This window comes from Pseudoalteromonas sp. TB25 (assembly GCF_000497995.1).
Classification (GTDB): domain Bacteria; phylum Pseudomonadota; class Gammaproteobacteria; order Enterobacterales; family Alteromonadaceae; genus Pseudoalteromonas; species Pseudoalteromonas distincta.
The window spans coordinates 1-19,920 of the sequence record NZ_AUTI01000189.1; the positions used below are offsets into that span (position 1 = coordinate 1).

General features: G+C 38.4%; 21 protein-coding genes. 16 read left to right on the plus strand and 5 right to left on the minus strand.

Translation table 11 applies throughout. From position 1 onward, the window contains the following. The 4 genes from L652_RS01000000123235 to L652_RS0104450 form a co-directional block, all read left to right on the plus strand. On the plus strand, positions 1-269 hold a 269-nt coding region (locus tag L652_RS01000000123235; protein ID WP_033013215.1), incomplete at its 5' end, for a phosphoribosylformylglycinamidine synthase subunit PurQ. A gap of 277 nt (positions 270-546) precedes the next feature. Next, entirely contained in the window at positions 547-2,997 is a 2,451-nt protein-coding gene (locus tag L652_RS0104440) for a YdbH domain-containing protein (RefSeq protein ID WP_024595683.1), read from the plus strand. A 2-nt stretch (positions 2,998-2,999) separates the two neighbouring features. Continuing rightward, positions 3,000-3,197, plus strand: coding sequence for a YnbE family lipoprotein (locus L652_RS0104445; protein ID WP_024595684.1), 198 nt, complete (start codon positions 3,000-3,002; stop codon positions 3,195-3,197). A gap of 11 nt (positions 3,198-3,208) precedes the next feature. After that, positions 3,209-3,538, plus strand: a complete 330-nt coding sequence (locus L652_RS0104450) for a YdbL family protein (protein ID WP_002961068.1) — start codon at positions 3,209-3,211, stop codon at positions 3,536-3,538. 48 nt (positions 3,539-3,586) lie between these two features. Here L652_RS0104450 and L652_RS0104455 read toward each other — a convergent pair whose 3' ends face one another. Next, positions 3,587-4,135: a DUF1415 domain-containing protein gene (locus tag L652_RS0104455; RefSeq protein WP_024595685.1), complete on the minus strand. Its 549-nt coding sequence runs from the start codon at positions 4,133-4,135 to the stop codon at positions 3,587-3,589. Continuing rightward, complete coding sequence (waaA, locus tag L652_RS0104460; protein ID WP_024595686.1) at positions 4,132-5,415, minus strand: lipid IV(A) 3-deoxy-D-manno-octulosonic acid transferase; 1,284 nt, start codon at positions 5,413-5,415, stop codon at positions 4,132-4,134. The genes L652_RS0104455 and waaA overlap by 4 nt, the downstream gene beginning before the upstream one ends. Positions 5,416-5,597: 182 nt before the next feature. Here waaA and L652_RS0104465 point away from each other — a divergent pair, with 182 nt between their 5' ends. Together L652_RS0104465 and hldE are read left to right on the plus strand one after the other, a co-directional pair. Then, a complete protein-coding gene (locus tag L652_RS0104465; protein ID WP_002961065.1) occupies positions 5,598-6,188 on the plus strand; it encodes an SIS domain-containing protein in 591 nt (196 codons plus the stop codon). Continuing rightward, positions 6,188-7,627 carry a bifunctional D-glycero-beta-D-manno-heptose-7-phosphate kinase/D-glycero-beta-D-manno-heptose 1-phosphate adenylyltransferase HldE gene (gene hldE, locus L652_RS0104470; protein ID WP_024595687.1) on the plus strand — a complete coding sequence of 480 codons (1,440 nt, stop codon included), beginning with the start codon at positions 6,188-6,190 and terminating at the stop codon, positions 7,625-7,627. The genes L652_RS0104465 and hldE overlap by 1 nt, the downstream gene beginning before the upstream one ends. 248 nt (positions 7,628-7,875) lie before the next feature. On the opposite strand, the gene L652_RS0104475 is transcribed toward hldE, so the two are convergent. Further along, positions 7,876-9,381: a capsule assembly Wzi family protein gene (locus L652_RS0104475; protein ID WP_050582113.1), complete on the minus strand. Its 1,506-nt coding sequence runs from the start codon at positions 9,379-9,381 to the stop codon at positions 7,876-7,878. A 211-nt stretch (positions 9,382-9,592) separates the two neighbouring features. On the opposite strand from L652_RS0104475, the gene L652_RS0104480 reads away from it, so the two are divergent. Together L652_RS0104480 and L652_RS0104485 are read left to right on the plus strand one after the other, a co-directional pair. Continuing rightward, positions 9,593-10,666: a hypothetical protein gene (locus tag L652_RS0104480; protein WP_024595689.1), complete on the plus strand. Its 1,074-nt coding sequence runs from the start codon at positions 9,593-9,595 to the stop codon at positions 10,664-10,666. Further along, positions 10,663-11,748, plus strand: a complete 1,086-nt coding sequence (locus L652_RS0104485) for a glycosyltransferase (RefSeq protein WP_024595690.1) — start codon at positions 10,663-10,665, stop codon at positions 11,746-11,748. Before L652_RS0104480 ends, L652_RS0104485 begins: the two co-directional genes overlap by 4 nt. A 1-nt stretch (position 11,749) precedes the next feature. On the opposite strand, the gene L652_RS0104490 is transcribed toward L652_RS0104485, so the two are convergent. Next, complete coding sequence (locus L652_RS0104490) at positions 11,750-12,478, minus strand: 3-deoxy-D-manno-octulosonic acid kinase (protein ID WP_024595691.1); 729 nt, start codon at positions 12,476-12,478, stop codon at positions 11,750-11,752. A 122-nt stretch (positions 12,479-12,600) separates the two neighbouring features. Between L652_RS0104490 and L652_RS0104495 the strand changes: the two genes are divergently transcribed. The 6 genes from L652_RS0104495 (at position 12,601) to glpG (ending at position 17,852) form a co-directional block, all read left to right on the plus strand. Continuing rightward, positions 12,601-13,659, plus strand: coding sequence for a glycosyltransferase family 9 protein (locus tag L652_RS0104495; RefSeq protein WP_024595692.1), 1,059 nt, complete (start codon positions 12,601-12,603; stop codon positions 13,657-13,659). Then, positions 13,659-14,222, plus strand: a complete 564-nt coding sequence (gene gmhB, locus L652_RS0104500; protein WP_024595693.1) for a D-glycero-beta-D-manno-heptose 1,7-bisphosphate 7-phosphatase — start codon at positions 13,659-13,661, stop codon at positions 14,220-14,222. Before L652_RS0104495 ends, gmhB begins: the two co-directional genes overlap by 1 nt. A 159-nt stretch (positions 14,223-14,381) precedes the next feature. After that, a complete protein-coding gene (locus L652_RS0104505) occupies positions 14,382-15,575 on the plus strand; it encodes a glycine C-acetyltransferase (RefSeq protein ID WP_002961055.1) in 1,194 nt (397 codons plus the stop codon). A gap of 50 nt (positions 15,576-15,625) precedes the next feature. Further along, positions 15,626-16,651, plus strand: a complete 1,026-nt coding sequence (gene tdh / locus L652_RS0104510; protein WP_024595694.1) for an L-threonine 3-dehydrogenase — start codon at positions 15,626-15,628, stop codon at positions 16,649-16,651. 68 nt (positions 16,652-16,719) lie between these two features. Further along, positions 16,720-17,037 carry a thiosulfate sulfurtransferase GlpE gene (gene glpE, locus L652_RS0104515; RefSeq protein WP_010554397.1) on the plus strand — a complete coding sequence of 106 codons (318 nt, stop codon included), beginning with the start codon at positions 16,720-16,722 and terminating at the stop codon, positions 17,035-17,037. Next, positions 17,034-17,852, plus strand: a complete 819-nt coding sequence (gene glpG / locus L652_RS0104520; RefSeq protein ID WP_024595695.1) for a rhomboid family intramembrane serine protease GlpG — start codon at positions 17,034-17,036, stop codon at positions 17,850-17,852. The genes glpE and glpG overlap by 4 nt, the downstream gene beginning before the upstream one ends. 3 nt (positions 17,853-17,855) lie before the next feature. Here glpG and L652_RS0104525 read toward each other — a convergent pair whose 3' ends face one another. Then, complete coding sequence (locus L652_RS0104525) at positions 17,856-18,254, minus strand: flagellar basal body-associated protein FliL (RefSeq protein ID WP_002961049.1); 399 nt, start codon at positions 18,252-18,254, stop codon at positions 17,856-17,858. Between the two features lie 154 nt (positions 18,255-18,408). On the opposite strand from L652_RS0104525, the gene L652_RS0104530 reads away from it, so the two are divergent. After that, entirely contained in the window at positions 18,409-18,948 is a 540-nt protein-coding gene (locus L652_RS0104530) for a chorismate lyase (RefSeq protein ID WP_002961048.1), read from the plus strand. Further along, positions 18,945-19,823, plus strand: a complete 879-nt coding sequence (ubiA, locus tag L652_RS0104535) for a 4-hydroxybenzoate octaprenyltransferase (RefSeq protein WP_024595696.1) — start codon at positions 18,945-18,947, stop codon at positions 19,821-19,823. Before L652_RS0104530 ends, ubiA begins: the two co-directional genes overlap by 4 nt. Positions 19,824-19,920 lie beyond the last annotated feature (97 nt).

Sequence of the window (19,920 nt, forward strand, 5' to 3'; positions counted from 1 at the left end):
CAGCCACTAAAGCGGCGCTTGATAGCGGCACTGTAGCGGTTAAATTTGTAGATAACTACGGTAACCCTACAACGCAGTACCCAGCGAATCCTAATGGTTCTCCAGAAGGTATTACCGGTATTACGTCAACTGATGGTCGTGCCACTGTAATGATGCCGCATCCAGAACGTGTATTCAGAAGCGTTGCCAACTCTTGGCACCCAGATGAGTGGCTCGAGGATAGCCCGTGGATGCGTATGTTCCGTAATGCACGTAAAAACGTAGGTTAATTATATTTACGTTTATACAAGTTAGATTCATAATCTTACTGTAAAATAAAAAAGGCTGCATTGTGCAGCCTTTTTTGATTATACCAATCTGCTTATATATGGGGTCTATTTAACGTTAAAAAAATTACGCTAGAACTAGGCAAAAGTTTTTATATCTAGTTGTTCTAAATAAAAAACTTTTAACGACGTTATAGTGCAATTTAATTCGTTAAATTGATCAAAGATTTATGCAGGTTGGTATTAGTATAGCTAAAAGCACAAAGCATTTAAGGATAGTATGTTTAAGCGAGTTGGTTTAATTGTTGGCGTTTTATTACTAAGTACCTTACTGCTTGGTTATGTATTTCGCTTGCCTTTATTACAGTGGGCTATAGCGCCTGAGCTCGAAAAAGCGGGTGTCACATTAAACTGCCTTGATTTTTCAATCACGTCTAGCTTAAATATTCATGCTGATAAAGTGTGTGTAAATTATCAAAATCAACAATTACAACTGACGGATATTACTGCAAATACAAAGCGTGTAGATATTGAAAATGCAGTGCTAACAGTTAATCCACTCCCTAAAAGTGATAATGCTAATCAGCTTGCTAAAAATCTCGATTTAGCACTTCCCTTAAATCGCCCATTAATCAATATTAAACAGCTTGTAGTAAAAAGTGATGAGCTCAGTAAGCCACTTAAAATAAGCATATTAGAACCCGAACTAAATAAATTTAATGTCTCAGGTGATATAAACGCAAGTGCAATTTTGACTGCTAATAAAGTAAGGGGTCAGTTTGAAATTAATGACACTTTTTTAAAGCACGTTATAAACACTAAAAATACATTAATAGCAGATTTTAACTTTAATACTCAGCAAGCATTTAGCTTTGATGGTATAGAACTTGAGTTAAATGGCGATATTAGCTCCCAGTTTGCTCACACGTATGAGCAGTGCAAAGTTAACGTATTAACCACTGGTAAATTGGCGACGCGTTTTAATTTAAATAGCCAAGCGTTAATGTTTAATACCGATTTGCTTAATAACAAAATTAATTTAACACCAAGCTGTACTGAGTTAATTCCACCAAGTGAATATGCAGGCTTTATTAGCAAACAAGTTCCTTTAAATTGGCAACTTAAACTCCCTCAATCAATTAGCTTAGAGGCTAGTGGGTTGAGGGTACCTGCAATTAATTTGGTAAGCGTGGGCGATAAGCAATTTGATATTTTAATAACAGATACAACACTAAATATTACATCTCCATTTGAAGACTTACAGTCAACTTTGTCAGCTCAAATAAATACACCCGATATAAATAATATTAACGTTAATGCTCAGTTATCTGGCGCTGCAATTATAGGCGATTACGCCGTTGTGCTTGAAAATTTACCTGAGTTTGCACCTGCAACAGCGGATGGGCTTAGCCTTAGTGGTCACTTTAATATAAGTGAGTTTATAGACTTAAAACCCATTGGGCTTATAAATGCTAAATTAACGCTTAATAGTGTAGATGCGTTTGATATAAGTGCAGTGCAATACCAAGGTGATTTAACTGCAAAAATGGATAAACAGTTAAACACAGAAGTAACGTTAACGCAGCAATTAAAAAGCGCAGAATATAAAGAATTTAAAGGCACAGATATAAGTAACACATTAACAGCAAATGCTAATTTAGGCGTAGGTGAGTTATTTGCTGATCTAACAGCAAAAACGAATATAAAGGCTGTTAATAGCCCCGACATAAAACTTAATAATATAAAAGTAGAGTCTACGGGCTTGCAAAGCCGTGCACTAAAAGCTACGCATCACGCATTTATAAATAATGTTGAGTTAGTGATAAATCATCATATGTCGTCGCAAGCTCATCCATTTGAAGTGGTTATTCCTGAACAAAGTGCGCTGTCGTTAAATGCGTTTATTAGTCAATTTGAGCCACTTGCACAGTTAACAGAGGGCGAATTTAATGGCTATATTAGTGGCGATATAAACTTACAAAATGCACTGTTCAATATAGGGATTAGTCATACAAGTGCATTGTATAACGATTACCTTGCGAGTGATTTAAGCAGTACATTTAGCGGGGAATATAATTCAGGTAAGCTTAATGTAATACCAACTAACTTTAATTTAAATGAATTTAGAGCCGGTGCCGTAGTTAAAACTATTAAAGGTCAATGGCAAGTTAATAACAATACCGCGCTTATAAATGATGTAAAAGGAAGTGTGTTTGGTGGCGAGTTTTCATTAGATAGCTACACAGTAGGGAAGCCAAACCAAGTTGCTAATGTTAAGTTTGAAAATATTGATGCAAGCAAACTTGTTACACTCGACGATAAGTCGGGCATTGTATTAACGGGACGCTTGGCGGGGTCTTTACCGGTTCACTTTGATAGTGGAAAAATTGAAATAATTGACGGTAGCTTATTTAGCCAAGGAACAGGTAATTTAAAAATTACCAATAATGCCGCTTTTGATTCAGTAATGCAGCAACAGCAAGAGTTACAACCTGTGTTAGGGCTATTAACTAATTTAGATATTCAAAAACTTAATAGCAGTGTGGCACTAAAAAATGATGGTTGGTTAAAACTAGGGGTTAATTTGCAAGGCTATAATAAAGCAGAGCAGCAGCAGGTTAACTTTAATTATAACCACGAAGAAAACGTATTTACACTTTTACGCGCACTGCGTTTAAGTGACGAAATTACACAAAAAGTTGAGCAACAATACTCACAAAAAGGAAACTAATAATGAGACAGTCGTTATTGATAAAAGTACTGCTCGCGCTGAGTGCTATTAGTACACTAAGTGCTTGCACGCATCGTGTTGAGGTGTCTGCTAAAGAACCCATTACTATTAATTTAAATGTGAAGGTCGATCACGAAATTCGCGTAAAAGTAGATAAAGAACTCGACAATTTATTTAGTGACGACAGTGAGTTATTTTAAGGAGCTAGAACATGAATACGAAGAAAAAATTAAATATTATTACGTTAGTTAGTGCAGTATGTATGTCTTTCTCTGCTTGGGCTATTAGCCTTGATGACGCTAAAAACCAAGGTTTAGTAGGTGAAGATAGCTCTGGTTATTTAGGACTTGTTGTACAAAACGCAGAGGCAAAAGCCGTTGTTGATGACATAAATGCAAAGCGTAAAGCGCAGTACTTAAAGCTCGCTAAAAAGAATAACTTGTCGCTTTCACAAGTAGAAGCACTTGCTGCCGCTAAAACAATTGAAAAAACCCAAAGTGGTCATTACGTTGAAGTAAATGGCAACTGGGTTAAAAAATAAGCGTTTGTTATTGTCTTGTTCTGCACAAACCAAAATAAAACCGAGCATTTAAGCGCTCGGTTTTTTACAGCCTTCAAGTAACTGCTGCCAAAAACCAATCCCCTTACGCCTTGCTAGATTTATATTATGCTCAGGAATAGATTCAGGCTCGTTATAACTATCAAGTGCTTCGCTCATACTTGCTTCGCGGATTAAATGCAATGTAGGAAAGGGCGCTCTATTTGTGTAGTTTGCGGCATCGGTTTCATCACTGTCAGCAAATACGTAATCAGGATGAAAATTAGCGATTTGATACTTACCTTCAAAGCCTTGCGCGACTAAAAGTGCATTAGCTAAATCGACCAAGTCTAAAAAGTCTTCAAAGTCACTAAAGCCATTGTCAAACATGATAAGGGTTGTTTCGCGCTCTGGTTCACGGTCAAGCTCAACACATTGCTCAAGCATATCCATTACAGCATCATCCATGCTCGTTGCAGAGCTTACTATGTAATGAATACAGTTATTTTCCACTTCTTTACGTGCAAATGGGCAAAAGTTATATTTAACAATAACAGATGACACCCATTCACGGGTTTGGCTTATAGCTATGTTGGTCACGGTTTTGGCTCTAAATATTGATTAATAATGTTAAGTGTTTTTTGTATAGCACCTTGGTTTTTAGTTACGCATTGCGCAGCTTTAATACCTAAGGTTTGGCACGCTTTTGTGTTTTGGCTAAACGTTATAAGCTGCTTTGCGAGTTCGTCGTTACTATCAACCACTACAGCACCTTTGAGCTTTGTTAGCTCGGGATAAACATGGTCAAAATTGTATGTGTGTGGACCTGTTATTACACCTACCGAAAACGCTGCTGATTCCAGTGGGTTATGCCCACCTCTGCGAATTAAGCTGCCACCAATAAAGCTCACATTTGCAGCGCCATATAAACACTGTAATTCACCAAGCGTATCAGCAAGGAGTATTTGCTCATTATTATAGTTATTTTGGCTACGACGGCTAAAGCTAAGTGGGCTTTGCGTTAAAAGCTCTGCCACTTTGTCAAATTGCTCTGGATGGCGCGGGGCAATTATAAGTAATGCGTTCGGTTGCTTTTTTAGTAATTCTTGATGGGCTAAAAGTACCAGCTCATGCTCAACAGGATGTGTTGAGCCTGCCACCCATACAAAGCGTTCATTACTACTATAAAGCTGTTTAAGGTTGAGTACTTTAGCTAGTTGCTCTTCACTTGGTGTTATATCAAATTTTATTGAGCCTGTTACATGGCTTTTTGAAGCTTCAAGACCAAGTTCAATAAAGCGTGTAGCATCTGTTTTATTGTGACTCGCAAGTACCGTAATTGAGCGCATAATAATATGCGTTAATTTAGCGACCTTTTGATAGCCCTGCAGTGACTTTTCAGAGAGTCTTGCATTGATGACAAGCACTGGTATGTTTTTTTTGTGGCTTATCGCCATTAAATTTGGCCATAGCTCGGTTTCTAAAATACATAATGCTTGTGGCTTTATACGCTTTAAAAATCGAGCCGTCGCAAACGGGAAATCGATTGGTAAATAGCTACACGCTACAGTATTTTTAAACTGGCTAAGTATTTGCTCTCTGCCTGTTGGAGTATTACAGGTTATAAGTATATTTAAATTTGGATGCACTTTTTGCAAAGCTTTAATAAGTGGCGTTGCGGCAAGTACCTCGCCAACAGAAGCACAATGAAAAACTAAAGGTTTAGTCTTAACCGTAAATAAAGACTTACTGACAAACCCAAAGCGCTCTTTAAAGTGTGCACGATAGCCTTGGTTTTTTTTACCTCGTAAAATATAGAGATAAAATACAATCAGTGGGCTAATAATAATTAATGCGAATGAGTAAAAAATGCGTGCCATACTGATCTTTCTTAAAGGGAAGTGGCGTTAGTTTACCGTGAAATAGCCGTTTTCTAAACAGACTCGTTATAAAATATGGTCTGGGTTCAGTTATAACCCGATAAAATACACACAATTAAATAAAATTATGGAATAATGAATTTAATTTTTCCTGCCATTTCAGTTCCAAGAGGAATTTTTTCATGTCAATTATCGATTCAGTGGCAACTAGCTACGTTGAAACATTAAACCGTCATCAGGCATTATTTGAAACGATGGAGGCTTATCATCAAGAATCTATGCAATTGTTAGAAGCATGCCATAGTGCATTACAAGCTGGTGGCAAGATTGTTTGGTTTGGTAACGGTGGTAGTGCAGCAGATGCACAGCATTTAGCTGCAGAATTTGTAGTGCGTTATAAATTAGAACGAGGTCCGCTTGCCTCAATGGCATTGACCACCGACACCTCAATTTTAACAGCGCACAGCAACGATTATCACTTTGATACGGTATTTGAACGCCAAGTTCAAGCGCTATGCAAGCCAGAAGATTTAGTTATTGGTTTAACCACATCAGGTACTAGTAACAATATTAATTTAGCATTAGAGGCTGCAAATAAACTAGGCGCTTTTACTGTTGCATTAACTGGACGTGATGGCGGTAAAGTAAAAGACATTGCTAAGTTACCTATTATTATAAAAAATGACGAAACAGCACGTATTCAAGAAGCTCACATGTTTATAGGTCACTGGTTATGTGAAGCCATGGATATGGTTGTTGCGGAGCAGCAGTAATGGATTTATCGTTATTAAAAAACTTATCAGCGGCACGAATATTAGTTGTTGGCGATGTAATGCTAGACCGCTATTGGTATGGTGATACAGGTCGAATTTCGCCAGAAGCGCCAGTACCGGTTGTTAAAGTAAGTAAATTTGAAGACAAAGCCGGTGGCGCAGCTAACGTTGCAAAAAATATAGCGCGTTTAGATGCAAAAGTTGGCTTATTGGGTTTAATTGGTGAGGACGAAAGCGGGCAGATTTTAGAGACCATCCTAAAAGGTGAAAAAATAAGCTCACAATTAGTCAGTGTATGTGATTTACCGACTATTTCAAAAATGCGTGTTATTAGCCGCCATCAACAACTCGTTCGCCTTGATTTAGAAGAAACATTTACCGAGCAACACAGCCAGCTTTTATTAAACCGCTTAGAGCTTGTACTTGATGAATACGACTTCATTGTGTTTTCTGATTACAGCAAAGGATCTTTAAGCTTAATTAAAGAAATGGTAAGCCTTGCTAAGGGCGCCGGAAAAACCGTTTTAATTGACCCTAAATCGCCAGACTTACACTTATACGAAGGTGCTGATTACATTACGCCTAATTTACATGAGTTTAAGTTAGCGGGTGGTCAAACCGATTCAGAAGCAGCTTTAGCAGCAAGTGCGCGTGATTTAATAAGCAAAAATGGCATTAAAGCTATGTTACTTACGCGTTCTGAGCAAGGTATGTCGCTTATTAGTGCAGATGAAAAATTTGATTTTGCAGCGCAAGAGCTTGAAGTAAGCGATGTAACCGGGGCCGGTGATACGGTTATAGCTACACTCGCGGTTATGCTTGGTGCTGGCATGGAACCTAAAGATGCTGTCGAAATTGCTAATTTAGCCGCAGGTATCGTTGTGAGTAAGTTTGGGGCTGCAACTGTCTCGCCAGAGGAGCTAAGCCGCAAGCTTGGTCAGTATTTACATACTACGGGTGAGCATTACCAAACACCATTTGATGATGTACTTCAGCATATTGAATTTGCAAAACAAAACGGCGAAACCATTGTATTCACTAATGGCTGTTTTGATATTTTACATGCGGGGCATGTACGTTATTTAGCGCAAGCTAAAGCACGAGGCGATAGACTCGTTGTTGGATTAAATAATGATGAATCAATTACGCGTTTAAAAGGGGCAGAACGCCCTATTAACCCACTAGATGAGCGTGCGATGGTACTTAGCGCACTTTCATCAGTTGATTGGGTTATTCCGTTTGGTAGCTTAGATGAAAACGATACTCCCGCTAAATTAATTGAGCAAATAAGCCCTGATATTTTAGTTAAAGGTGGCGACTACACCGTAGAGCAAATAGCGGGTGCTGAGCATGTACTTCGCCATGGCGGAAAAGTTGAAGTGCTTGAATTTTTAGATGGGTGCTCAACATCAAAAGTAATTAGTAAAATTAAACAGTAATACCAATTTTATTAAAAACATGATCATTTTAGCGTATTAAATAACTCACTAACTACGTTAAAAACTATTTATATAGAACAACTATGTATCATAATTTTAGCCTTGTTATTGAGCTGTTTTCTTATCGCTATAATAGAACACTAATTTAATGCAATTGGTATAATTACTGATTTAAGTTTGCTTAAAAAATACAAAAAAGGGATGAAAACAGTGTTTTCATCCCTTTTTATTTTTAATAAAGTAACTTACTAAAAATTTAATTCATACTTAGCAAATGCTGATGTATCGTTTTCAGCACCGTCATTGTTAGATGCAAAAGCACCTAAAGTGACTCGCCCTCCCATAGAAAGCATTCTATAACGAAGCTCTAATTGCTTACTATTAAAGCCTGTTTTAGTAATTGTATTTCCTAAGTCAGGATTATTAGGATAAAGGTCACGGTTATCGCTGTTGTAATCAACACTGCGTAATTTTACCTGCCAATCGTCTCCATTAGATAACTGACCTAATAGGGTGAAAACAACTGACTGTGCATCGTTATCATAAGTAGAGCCAATAGTGCGACCGTGGTAACGGTAACCCGATTTGTAATCTGAATGCTCATAGTAACAATTTTCAACTATTGATTCAGCTTGACATGAAACACCTGTATCTATGTACTCTACATTTATTAATAAGTTTTGATCATATACACGTTGTGTTGTCTGTACACCATACAAATAGGCTCTATCGGCTGGCTTAAACTGCGAACTGGCATCTTCTCCAATCGTACTGGCATATACAGCATAAGGTTGGTTGAAAAGTGTATCTGACCAGCGAATATCTATGCCTGCTAATTGATTACCTATTTTTGACTCTAATTGGCTATCACAACTAACATTGCCATCAATACATGCTGTTTGCCCAGTTATGACATCAATAAAATCACCTGCAGAGCCTGGTTGGCCGTCTCCTGCCCATTGTGCAGACCAGCTAACAGCAATTTCTAATTGTTGTATTGGGCGTATATTTAATCTACTGCTCCAAAGTAAAGCATCAGGAATTACACGTGTAGACTCAAGTTTAGCCATTTGTGCGGTAAAGCCCCATTGACCAATCCAGCTTAACCATGGTGTTTCAAAAGCAGTACTTTTTTCTCTGGTTACACTTAGTGCAGGTAAAGGTTTCGCATTACCAGACATAATTAAGCTGTTATCAACACCAGGTCCCCAAAATTGCTCAACAGCACCGGCTCTAAAAATCCAGTTACCTAAACGGTAAGCTAAGTAACTATCGTCAAGTGAGGTATCGTTACAATCGGTTAAAGCTTGCTCATCGGTAACTATATCGTCAGTCGTTTTTCCATCAACTAAACATTTTTTACCGTCGCTTCTGTAATTTATAGCTACTTTAGCTGCAAAGTTATCGCCTAAATAAGCGTAAGCTGCTGAAAGCTCTGTTTCTTGTGTATTTGTTGCACCAAAGCTTGTTGCTATGATCGGATCTGTGGCTGCAAAAGCTGATAATTGAAGACTATGCGAGCTGCTATTTTCTGATTTATATCGATGCTTAACGCGAAGTAAAGCATCTTGCAAGCTTGGAGATAATTGCTCAAGCGGCATGCTTTGCAGATCACTTATAAAACTTTTCCACATAAGCGGATAGGTAGTTACAGGAGCTAAAATAACACCGGCATCAGCTAATTGTTGAATATCAGCTCTAAGACCGTAATCATCGGGTTTTACCCATGGTTCAGCATTAACTGACGCGCTCATAGCGCAAAAAAGAGTAGAAAGTAGAAAAATTCTGTTTCGCAAAGTTCAGATCCTTGTGATTTAGATTGCGGCTAAGTTTATCAACCTAAGCTTGTTATTGCAGTAAATAATCAAATTTATAGAGCTAATTTAATATATTAAAATGTAACCTAGCTATCGTAATAAGTATCTGATTGGTATACTGGAGTTCAAATAGGAAATTGAGAATGTAATGAGCAACAAACGACTTTTATTTATTCCCGTATCATCACCAGAAGGCATTGGTGAATATATGCGCTCGTTGTTGTTGGCTCAAAGTTTAAAGGCAGAACTTACTGATTCTCTCGATATTCACTTCATACTAAACAAGCATACAAGCTACGCAAAAAAGTGTCCTTTTGAAGCCACATTGCTTGAACACTCAGCGACTAAAGAGCTTGATTCTGTTTGCGACTTTATAGAGCAATTTAAACCTGACGTCGTTGTTTTTGATTGTGCAGGACGTGCAGGGCATATGAAAGCGGCTAAAAAAGTAGGCGCTAAAGTTATATTTATTTCTCAGCATGCAAAAAAACGCGCTAAGGGATTGAAGCTAAACAGGATTAATTTAATTGATACACATTGGGTTGTACAGCCTGATTATTGTATTGAGCCACTTACATGGGCTGAAAGTGCGAAGTTAGACATATTTCCCTTGGCACACCCTCGTAATGTAGGCCCTTTTGTTGCATTTGCTTCTTGTGAGCAAAAACGTGATGTTTTAAATCGCTATAACTTAGTATCTGATGGCTATTTTATTGTTAATGCGGGTTCTGGCGGGCATATATTAAATAATCTTAATTGTGCTGAGGTTTACTTTAAAGCCGCGCTTAAAATTACTAAGCATACTGGTTTAAAAGCAGTTGTTGTGTTTGGTGCAAATTATAATAAAGCAATTCCTAAAAGTGATGAGGTTACTTGTTTATCAAGCCTGCAAGGAACCGAATTTTTGGCATTAATGAGCCAAGCTAAAGTCGCATTACTTAGTGGTGGAGATACTTTATTGCAAGCAATTGCAGTTCAAACCCCTGTTGTGGCATGTGCTATCTCAAAAGATCAAAATACACGTTTGGATCATTGCGTTAATGCAGGTGTTGTAATAAAAGCGAATCTTGATATTGATGAAATTACAACGAAAATAGCTCAAGTTATTACCGAGCCTTTTTATAGTGAATTTATTGGTAAGTATAAGCAACTCGATAGTACACATAGCTTCGACGTGATCACTACTGGCATAAAAAATATGCTTGTAGGAGATCGCTTATGAATATAGTGATTGTAATTGATTCACTAGTAGGTGGTGGTGCTGAAAAAGTAATGCTTACTTTGGCTGAAAAAATGGCGAAACTACAGCACAATGTCACTATATTATCTCTTGCGAGCAACGCTGAGTATGACATTCCTGATATAGTTAAAGTTGATAGCCTTTTTCCTGATAGAGCATCTAAAGTAGATAGATTCTGGCAGCGAAAAAATAGTATTTTGCGATTAGAAGCGTGGTTTGAAAAAAAACAAAGCGAGATTGGCAATATTGACCTAGTGCTTTCTAACCTTGATAGAAGTAATAACTTGCTCGCGCTTAGTAATATCAAAAATGTTCACTTTGTTATTCATAACTCCGTCAATTCAGAACTTGCCCGTCAAAAAAAGTTAGGTCCATTTTCATATTTATACCTTAAAAAAAGTAAGCAAAACTTAAATGGTAAATCACTTATTTGCGTATCAAAGGGTGTTGAAAAAGAAATAACACAAGGGGATTTAATTAACCCAAGTGCAATCGCGACTATTTATAACCCGTTCGATTTTGAAAAAATAAACCAACAAGCAAATGAGAAAAATAACGACATCCCAAATGAGCCTTACTTAATTCATGTAGGAAGGCTCGCCAAACAAAAACGCCACGATATATTATTTGCAGCATTTGCAAAGCTTGATAAAAAATACAAGTTAGTCCTTTTATGTAATAAACCTGCAAAAGTGTTAAAGCTTGCACAGCAATATGGCATAGATAAACAGTTAGTAGTGCCTGGATTTCAACAAAACCCGTACAACTGGATTAAGCATGCCAAAGCTTTAGTTTTGAGCTCTGATTTTGAAGGGCTGCCAACGGTATTAATTGAGGCTTTAGCGGTGGGTACTCCGGTAGTTAGCACTAATTGTACATTTGGACCAAGCGAGATATTAACAGGCGAGCTGAGTAAATATTTAGTACCCGTTCAACAAAGTGAGGCATTAGCCAATGCCGTTAAGCAGGTGCTAGCAGATAAGCCAAATGTAGAAAACGCAGATATTCTAAAACAAGTACAGGCAGAGCAGGTTGCTCTGCAGTATTTAGCATTGGCTAACTAAGTTAACTTATATTAGCGAGTGTTTTGAGGTAGTTGCTGTGCAGAGTTTTCCAGTCATTCACTTGCCAATTAAATACATCATTTCGAGCTTGCTCTTTTAAAAATGAGCGCTCAAGGCGTGCCATATTACTTTGTTGCCACTGTGGGTTCGGCGCTCTTATTTCACCTCTATCAAAGTCGATAATATACACATCACCAGTATCATCAAACAATATGTTATTAATGTTTAAATCGGCGTGATACACACCTTTTGAATGAAATAGCGCGATTGTTTTAGCAATGCGCTCCAACTCATCTTCAGTCAATGGGCGTTCAATTAATATATCGAGTACACTTTTAGCACCTTTAACAGCCTCGGTAATAATATCACCACGGTAAATTAATCCGCTGTGGGTTACTTTAGCTGCAACAGGGGTTGGTACGTTTAAACCAAGCTCTATAAGCTTACTCATTAAGCTAAACTCTTTAAATACGCGGGTTTGTTCAAGTCCTGGGTATAAATATTGATCGCTTAGCAATTTACCCACTAAGCCACCGCGCCAATAATGCCTAAGTACGGCTGTTAATTCGTCTTGCTTAAAAAACCACGCAGTTGCTCGACCTTTTTTAGCGCCCACAATTTTATTTTGTTGTTGCCAATAATTTGCATCAAACCAATCGAGGGTAATTTGGCTTGTGTATTTAGGGTGGCTTAATAGCGTGTGATTGCCTTGCACGTGTTGTTTAAACATAGCTCTGTGTAATTGCTAAATAATGTGTCTATATTAGCGCGTTTTAAAGCGCAGGATAAGTGCTTGCAATAGCGTGATTATAATTTAAGATCGGCTTTTGTATTTAATACCTAAGGGAATGTGTGACTCAAGCTCCTAATTATTCATCTATTTGTATATTAAGACTCTCAGCCATTGGTGACGTATGTCATGGTGTGAGTGCTGTACAAGCCATTCAAAAAGCACACCCGAATGCGAAAATCACCTGGGTAATTGGCAAAATAGAAGCCATGTTACTTGCTGACTTACAGGGTGTTGAGCTGGTGGTATTTGATAAAAAGCAAGGCAAAGCAGCGCTTAAAAGCTTAAAGCAACGCTTCAACAACCAAAAGTTTGATGTGCTTCTTAATATGCAAGTTGCATTAAGGGCTGGGTTTGTAGCGCGTTGTATTCCTGCAAAAGTAAAAATAGGGTTCGATTGGGCTCGTTCAAAAGAATTACATAGCTTATTTATTAATAAACGAATAGAGCCACAAGCTCAGGCGCACGTTCTTGAAGGCTTTAAAGGTTTTGCAAAAGCCATTGGTGTTTCTGATTATAAACCGAGTTGGAACATGCCATATACCGAGCAAGACCAAGCGGTTGCAGATGAGTTACTAACACCAGAATACCTAACTAATAAACTATTAGTAATATCGCCCGCAGCTAGTAAAGCGCAGCGTAATTGGCTCGCTGATCGTTATGCCACATTGGCTGATTATGCAAGCGAGCAAGGCTTTAAGGTGGTATTGACGGGTGGTCCAACAGAACTTGAAATTAACCTAGCAAATAGCATTATTGAGCACAGCAACACGCCTATTTTAAATTTAGTAGGTAAAACAAAACTCAAAGAGTTGTTGTGCGTGTTAAAGCGTGGCAGCTTAGTGCTTGCGCCCGACACGGGTCCTGCGCATATGGCAGTAACAGTTGGTACGCCGGTTATTGGTTTATATGCTCATTCAAACCCAGCACGCACAGGTCCTTACTTATACCAAGATTACGTGGTTGAGGTTTATCACCAAAACTTGCTTAAGCAAACAGGTAAAACGGCTGAGCAAGTAGCGTGGGGGACACGCGTAAAAGGCGATGATCTAATGAGCCAAATTACAGTTGATGATGTAAAAGCGATGTTTGACCATGTTGTACAAAAAGAGTCTTTGTAATGAATGCACAACAAAAAAATAAAGCGCTTTTTTTAGACCGAGATGGCGTGGTAAATGTTGATCATGGTTATGTGTATCAAAGTGATAAATTTGAATTTATTGACGGTGTTTTTAGCACTTGTAAAACATTTTATGATGCAGGCTATAAAATCATAATCGTCACTAATCAATCTGGAATTGGTCGAGGTTATTACACCGAAGCTGATTTTTTAGCACTGACCGAGTGGATGAAAGACCAGTTTAGTGCCCACAGCATTGCAGTTACCGATGTGTATTTTTGCCCGCATCACCCTAAAAAAGCGCGCCCTGAATATTTGAAAGAGTGCAGTTGCAGAAAGCCTGCGCCAGGAATGTTATTACAGGGCATACAAGAGCATAATATCGACCCTGTTTGCAGTATTATGGTGGGCGATAAGCTCAGTGATATGCAGGCTGCGAAAAAAGCGGGCATCACTACACGCGTTTTAGTGCGTTCAGGGCAAAGCTTTGACCAAAGCGCTAAGCAAGAAGCTGATTTAATTATCGATTCTATAAGTAGTTTACCTGCACTTTTAAAAACATAAATAAACAGCCTGTAAACTGGCAGGAATTCCTTCCAACTGAGGGCGTTTGCGACGAACTGCAAACCGTGCATTTTACCCATTAAACTTTTACAATACCCCGCATAATAAACAGCCGCGAAAGTGCGGTTGTTTACCCGTTCAAATATATGGAGAACCTAGATGAGAGCATCTGCTTTTTTTAGCCAGCTACAACAGCAAATTGAAGACGTAAAAACCGAAGGTTTGTATAAAAACGAACGTATTATTAAGTCCCAGCAGCAAGCTCAAATCGAAGTTGCATCAGGTAAAGTAATCAACTTTTGTGCTAATAACTATTTAGGTTTAGCTAATAGCCCAGAGTTAATTGAAGCGGCGCAGAATGGTTTAAATAATCATGGTTTTGGTGTGGCTTCAGTGCGTTTTATTTGTGGCACTCAAGATATCCATAAAACACTAGAGCAAAAAATCAGTGCGTTTTTAGAAACAGAAGATACTATTTTATATTCTTCATGTTTTGACGCAAACACAGGTTTGTTTGAAACTATTTTAGGCGCAGAAGACGCTATTATTTCTGATTCATTAAATCATGCATCAATTATCGACGGTGTACGTTTATGTAAAGCTAAGCGTTTTCGTTATGCAAATAACGACATGGCTGATCTTGAGAAGCAACTTATTGCAGCAGACGAAGCCGGTGCTAAAACTAAACTAATTGCTACCGATGGCGTGTTTTCTATGGACGGCGTTATTTGTAATTTAGAAGCTGTGTGCGACTTAGCCGATAAATATGATGCGCTTGTAATGGTAGATGACTCTCACGCAGTTGGCTTTGTTGGCGAAAACGGTAAGGGTACACCTGAGTACTGTAATGTATTAGACCGTGTAGATATTATCACCGGTACATTAGGTAAGGCGCTGGGCGGTGCTTCAGGTGGTTATACATCAGGTAAAAAAGAAATTGTTGAATGGTTACGTCAGCGTTCACGCCCATACTTGTTCTCAAACTCATTAGCGCCTTCAATTGTTACTGCATCAATTAAAGTACTTGAAATGCTTGAAAATGGCGGCGAGCTTCGCGCTAAACTTTGGTCAAATGCTAAATATTTCCGTGAGCAAATGGAAGCTGCTGGTTTTACGTGTGCAGGTAAAGATCATGCAATCATCCCAGTAATGCTAGGAGATGCCAAAGTAGCCTCGTTAATGGCTGATAAGCTACTTGCTGAAGGTATTTATGTTACTGGTTTTTCATTCCCTGTAGTACCAAAAGGGCAAGCGCGTATTCGTACACAAATTTCAGCGGCACATAGTATTGAGCAACTCGATACAGCTATCGATGCATTTACCCGTATTGGTAAAGAAATGGGCGTTATTTAATTTTATTTTAAACCGAAGCCTTGCTTCGGTTTTTTAATTGAGTGTGGATTATGAAAGCATTATCAAAATTAAAAGCAGAACCGGGCATTTGGATGACAGATGCACCAAAGCCAGAAGTAGGTCATAACGACTTACTGATTAAAATTCGCAAAACAGCTATTTGTGGTACCGACGTACATATTTACAAGTGGGACGAATGGGCAAGTAAAACCATTCCAACGCCTATGGTTGTTGGCCATGAATATGTTGGTGAAGTCGTTGATATGGGCCAAGAAGTTCGTGGCTTTCAGGTTGGCGACCGCGTATCTGGCGAAGGGCATATTACGTGTGGGCATTGTCGAAATTGTCGTGCAGGGCGTGTACATTTATGCCGTAATACAACGGGTGTAGGTGTAAACCGTGAAGGTGCGTTTGCCGAATATTTAGTTATTCCTGCATTTAACGCATTTAAAATTCCAGATAATATTTCTGACGAACTCGCTTCTATTTTCGACCCATTTGGTAACGCAGTTCATACCGCACTATCGTTTGACTTAGTTGGCGAAGATGTACTTATCACTGGTGCAGGCCCAATTGGTATTATGGCAGCAGCTGTTGCAAAACATGTTGGTGCTCGCCACGTTGTAATTACCGACGTAAACGAATACCGCCTAGATTTAGCACGTAAAATGGGGGCTTCACGCGCTGTAAACGTTGCCAATGAAAAGCTTGAAGATGTAATGAAAGAGCTAGGTATGACAGAGGGTTTTGATATTGGCCTTGAAATGTCAGGTGTGCCAAGCGCGTTTAATTCAATGCTTAATAATATGAACCACGGCGGTAAAATTGCCATGCTGGGTATTCCACCATCTGATATGGCAGTTGACTGGAACCAAGTTATTTTTAAAGGTTTAGTGATTAAAGGTATTTACGGTCGCGAAATGTTCGAAACGTGGTACAAAATGGCAAGTTTGATTCAATCTGGCCTAGATTTAAACCCAATCATTACACATCAATATTCTGTGGATGACTTCCAAGCTGGCTTTGATATGATGATTTCAGGTCAGTCAGGTAAAGTAATTTTAAACTGGGATTAGTTCCTAACTAAATTACAAGAAGGGCGGCTTTAGCCGCCTTTTTTATACTATTAATTAAAGAGATTTCAATGGCATTTAAACATATTTCTATAGCGCAAACGTTAGAGCTTTTAGATAAAGAAGACGTGGTAATTGCAGATATTCGCGATCCTAATTCGTATCAAGCCGGTCGCATTCCAGGCTCAGAAGCACTTTCTAACGGTAATATCGCACAATTTATGATGGAAAAAGAATTCGATCAGCCAATTATTATTGTCTGCTACCACGGTATGAGCTCACAAGGCGCAGCTAGCTACTTAGTTGAGCAAGGTTTTGAAGACGTTTACAGTATGGATGGCGGCTTTACAGCTTGGGAAGCTGCTTACAGCGAGAAAGTAGAGCGATGATAGAGCTTGGCAGTTTAAATAACCCGCGCGCCGCACAGGGCTTTATAGATTATTTAAAAAGCCAAGGTTTACAAGGACAATTAAGCTCCTCAGATGGTAGCAATGTCATTATTAGTGTTGCGCCTGAGCATTTTCATCAAATACAACCTTTATGGGCCGAATTTACACAAAACCCTAACCATGAACGCTATCAACAAGCTTCATGGGATGTAGGTAGCACACAATCGCCGCTTAAATACCAAGGGCAATCACTTAATCTAATGACGCGATTTAAAGCGCTTAGCTGGTTAAATCAAACCGTAAGTATTGTAAGCGTTATAATTTATTTTGCTTTTTTACTAGGTGGTTTTGAGACCATTTACACCATGATGCAGTTTAAACCTACGCAGCCTTTAAGTTGGTTAACGCCCGCCCTCGTACATTTTAGCGCGATGCATATAGTGTTTAATTTAATTTGGTGGATGTCGCTTGGTGACAATATCGAAAAACAATGCGGAAAACTCACCCTAATAGGTTTGTTTTTAGTAACTGCACTTATAAGTAATTGGGCACAATACTTAATGGTTGGTCCTAACTTTGGCGGCTTGAGTGGTGTGGTGTATGGGCTACTTGGTTTTTGCTGGATTCATAGCTTTTTAAATCCTAACAAGCCTGCGCTTGTAAGTACGGCTATTGTTGGCTTTATGTTGATTTGGTTAGTGCTTGGGTTTGCTGATGTATTGTTTGTAGGTATGGCTAATTGGGCGCACTTAGGTGGGTTACTTAGCGGTATGGCTTTTGCCTATACCGCCAAAATATTTAACGCAAAACGTTAAATACTAATGATATAAATATTTAGTGAACAAGACTTCACGGATGATCTCTTGTCCTGTTTCTTCTTTTAGCAGGCTTTTTAGTTTTTCGGCGCACTTTGCACGTATTTCTTCACGGCCAGTAAGTGATTTTATTTTTTCTTCTGGTTCTTTAGATAAAATCTCTACTAGGGCATCACGAAGTAATGGCGTGTGGTGTTCAACCACTGCAATATCAGAAGTGTCAGTAAGCATTAAATCAATAGTTACACGCACATAGCCCATTTTTTTACTTGATGCGCCAATGTAGTTGGTGATTATATCTGGCTCAAAACCAAAATAACCAACTGTGGATTCAGCACGAGCTGTAAAGCTTATAACGCTTACAAAGAACGTAAAAAGACCTGCGTATACTATTTTTTTCATATTTAAAGCGTTTCTTAAAACTTGTTACAAATAGTTTATACTTAATAGTAGGTAATAAACAGCGCCAAGCAATTATTTATGGTTATAAAACATGACTTTTTCAAAAGCTTTGGCAATGGTATCATCTCGTTGTTTTTTATTTTGTTGAGCTATTGTGATTACTTATCCTCTGTCTATATCTGCTAATTGGCAGTCCACTTCTTATATAAGTGACTTATCTCCTCTAGAGCAAGAGTGGCTTTTTGAACAGAATTCATTAACGGCTAAATTAAAAAGTAACTCAAAAACTTTTAATGTAAAGGTATTAAGTGAGCAGTTATTTACTTTAAGCCCAGAGCAAAACTTACTACTAAACAGCACAGCTAAAACAGCTATTAATAGAGAAGTTCTCTTACTGTGCGATAACAAACCTGTGGTGTACGCACAAAGCTGGCTTCCTAAAAATGATTCTATTAATCCTTTGCACAATATGGGCGAGCGTCCTTTAGGTGATGTGATTTTTCAAGACCCAGCATTAAAACGAACGGATATAGAAATTGCTTATTTTGATGACACGCACCCTATTCAGCAATTAGTTACAAAATTGAACTTACCCGAGAAAAACTTACTAGGGCGTCGAAGTGTATTCTCACTCAAAGAATATAAGTTTTTAGTGTGTGAAGTGTTTTTACCTGGAGCATATTTATACTCATGAAATTAGCCGCTTTAAAGCCAAAACATATTCCTTATTATATACAGTTAATGCGTATAGATAAGCCCATTGGTACCTTGTTATTACTTTGGCCAACATACTGGGCTTTATGGCTTGCTAATAGTGGGGTGCCGAGCTTACTCAACTTTATTATATTTACGCTGGGCGTTGTTGTTATGCGTAGCGCAGGGTGTGTAATTAATGATTTTGCAGATAGAAAAATAGACGGCTCGGTAAAACGCACAGCTCAACGGCCGCTAGCTTCAGGACAGGTGAGTAGTGGTGAAGCACTTAGTCTATTTTTACTACTCATAGTTATTGCGTTCATTTTAGTATTAATGCTTAGCGTCAATACTATTTTGCTTTCTTTTGGTGCTTTGGCTTTAGCCTTTTGTTACCCCTTTATGAAGCGCTATACACAGTTACCTCAAGTTGTTTTAGGGGCTGCATTTGGTTGGGCTATTCCTATGGCGTATATGGCTTCAATTAATGCACTACCACAGCAGGCATGGTTATTATTTATAGCCAATATTTGCTGGACAGTGGCTTACGACACCATGTATGCGATGGTTGATAGGGACGACGATTTAAAAATAGGGGTAAAATCAACCGCTATTTTATTTGGTAAATACGACCGCCATATTATCTTTTTACTTAATGCTGTATTTATAGCGTTGGTTGCTTTTATTGGTATAAGCAATCATTTAAGTGTCGCATTTGGCGTTGGTTTAAGTATTGCTGTGGGCCTATTGGCATACCAACAAACGCTTATTCATAAACGTGAAAGAGATGCCTGTTTTAAAGCGTTTTTAAATAATCATTACGTGGGTTTGGCTATCTTTATAGGGTTATTACTTTCATACCCAATAGCATTTTAAAAGCCTCAATAAAGGCTGTTAAAATGCTCTATTAGGAGTTATCGGGGGGGATCAATAATGCCGCTAATAGAGGCGTTTTTCCTAAACCAGCCTGCAA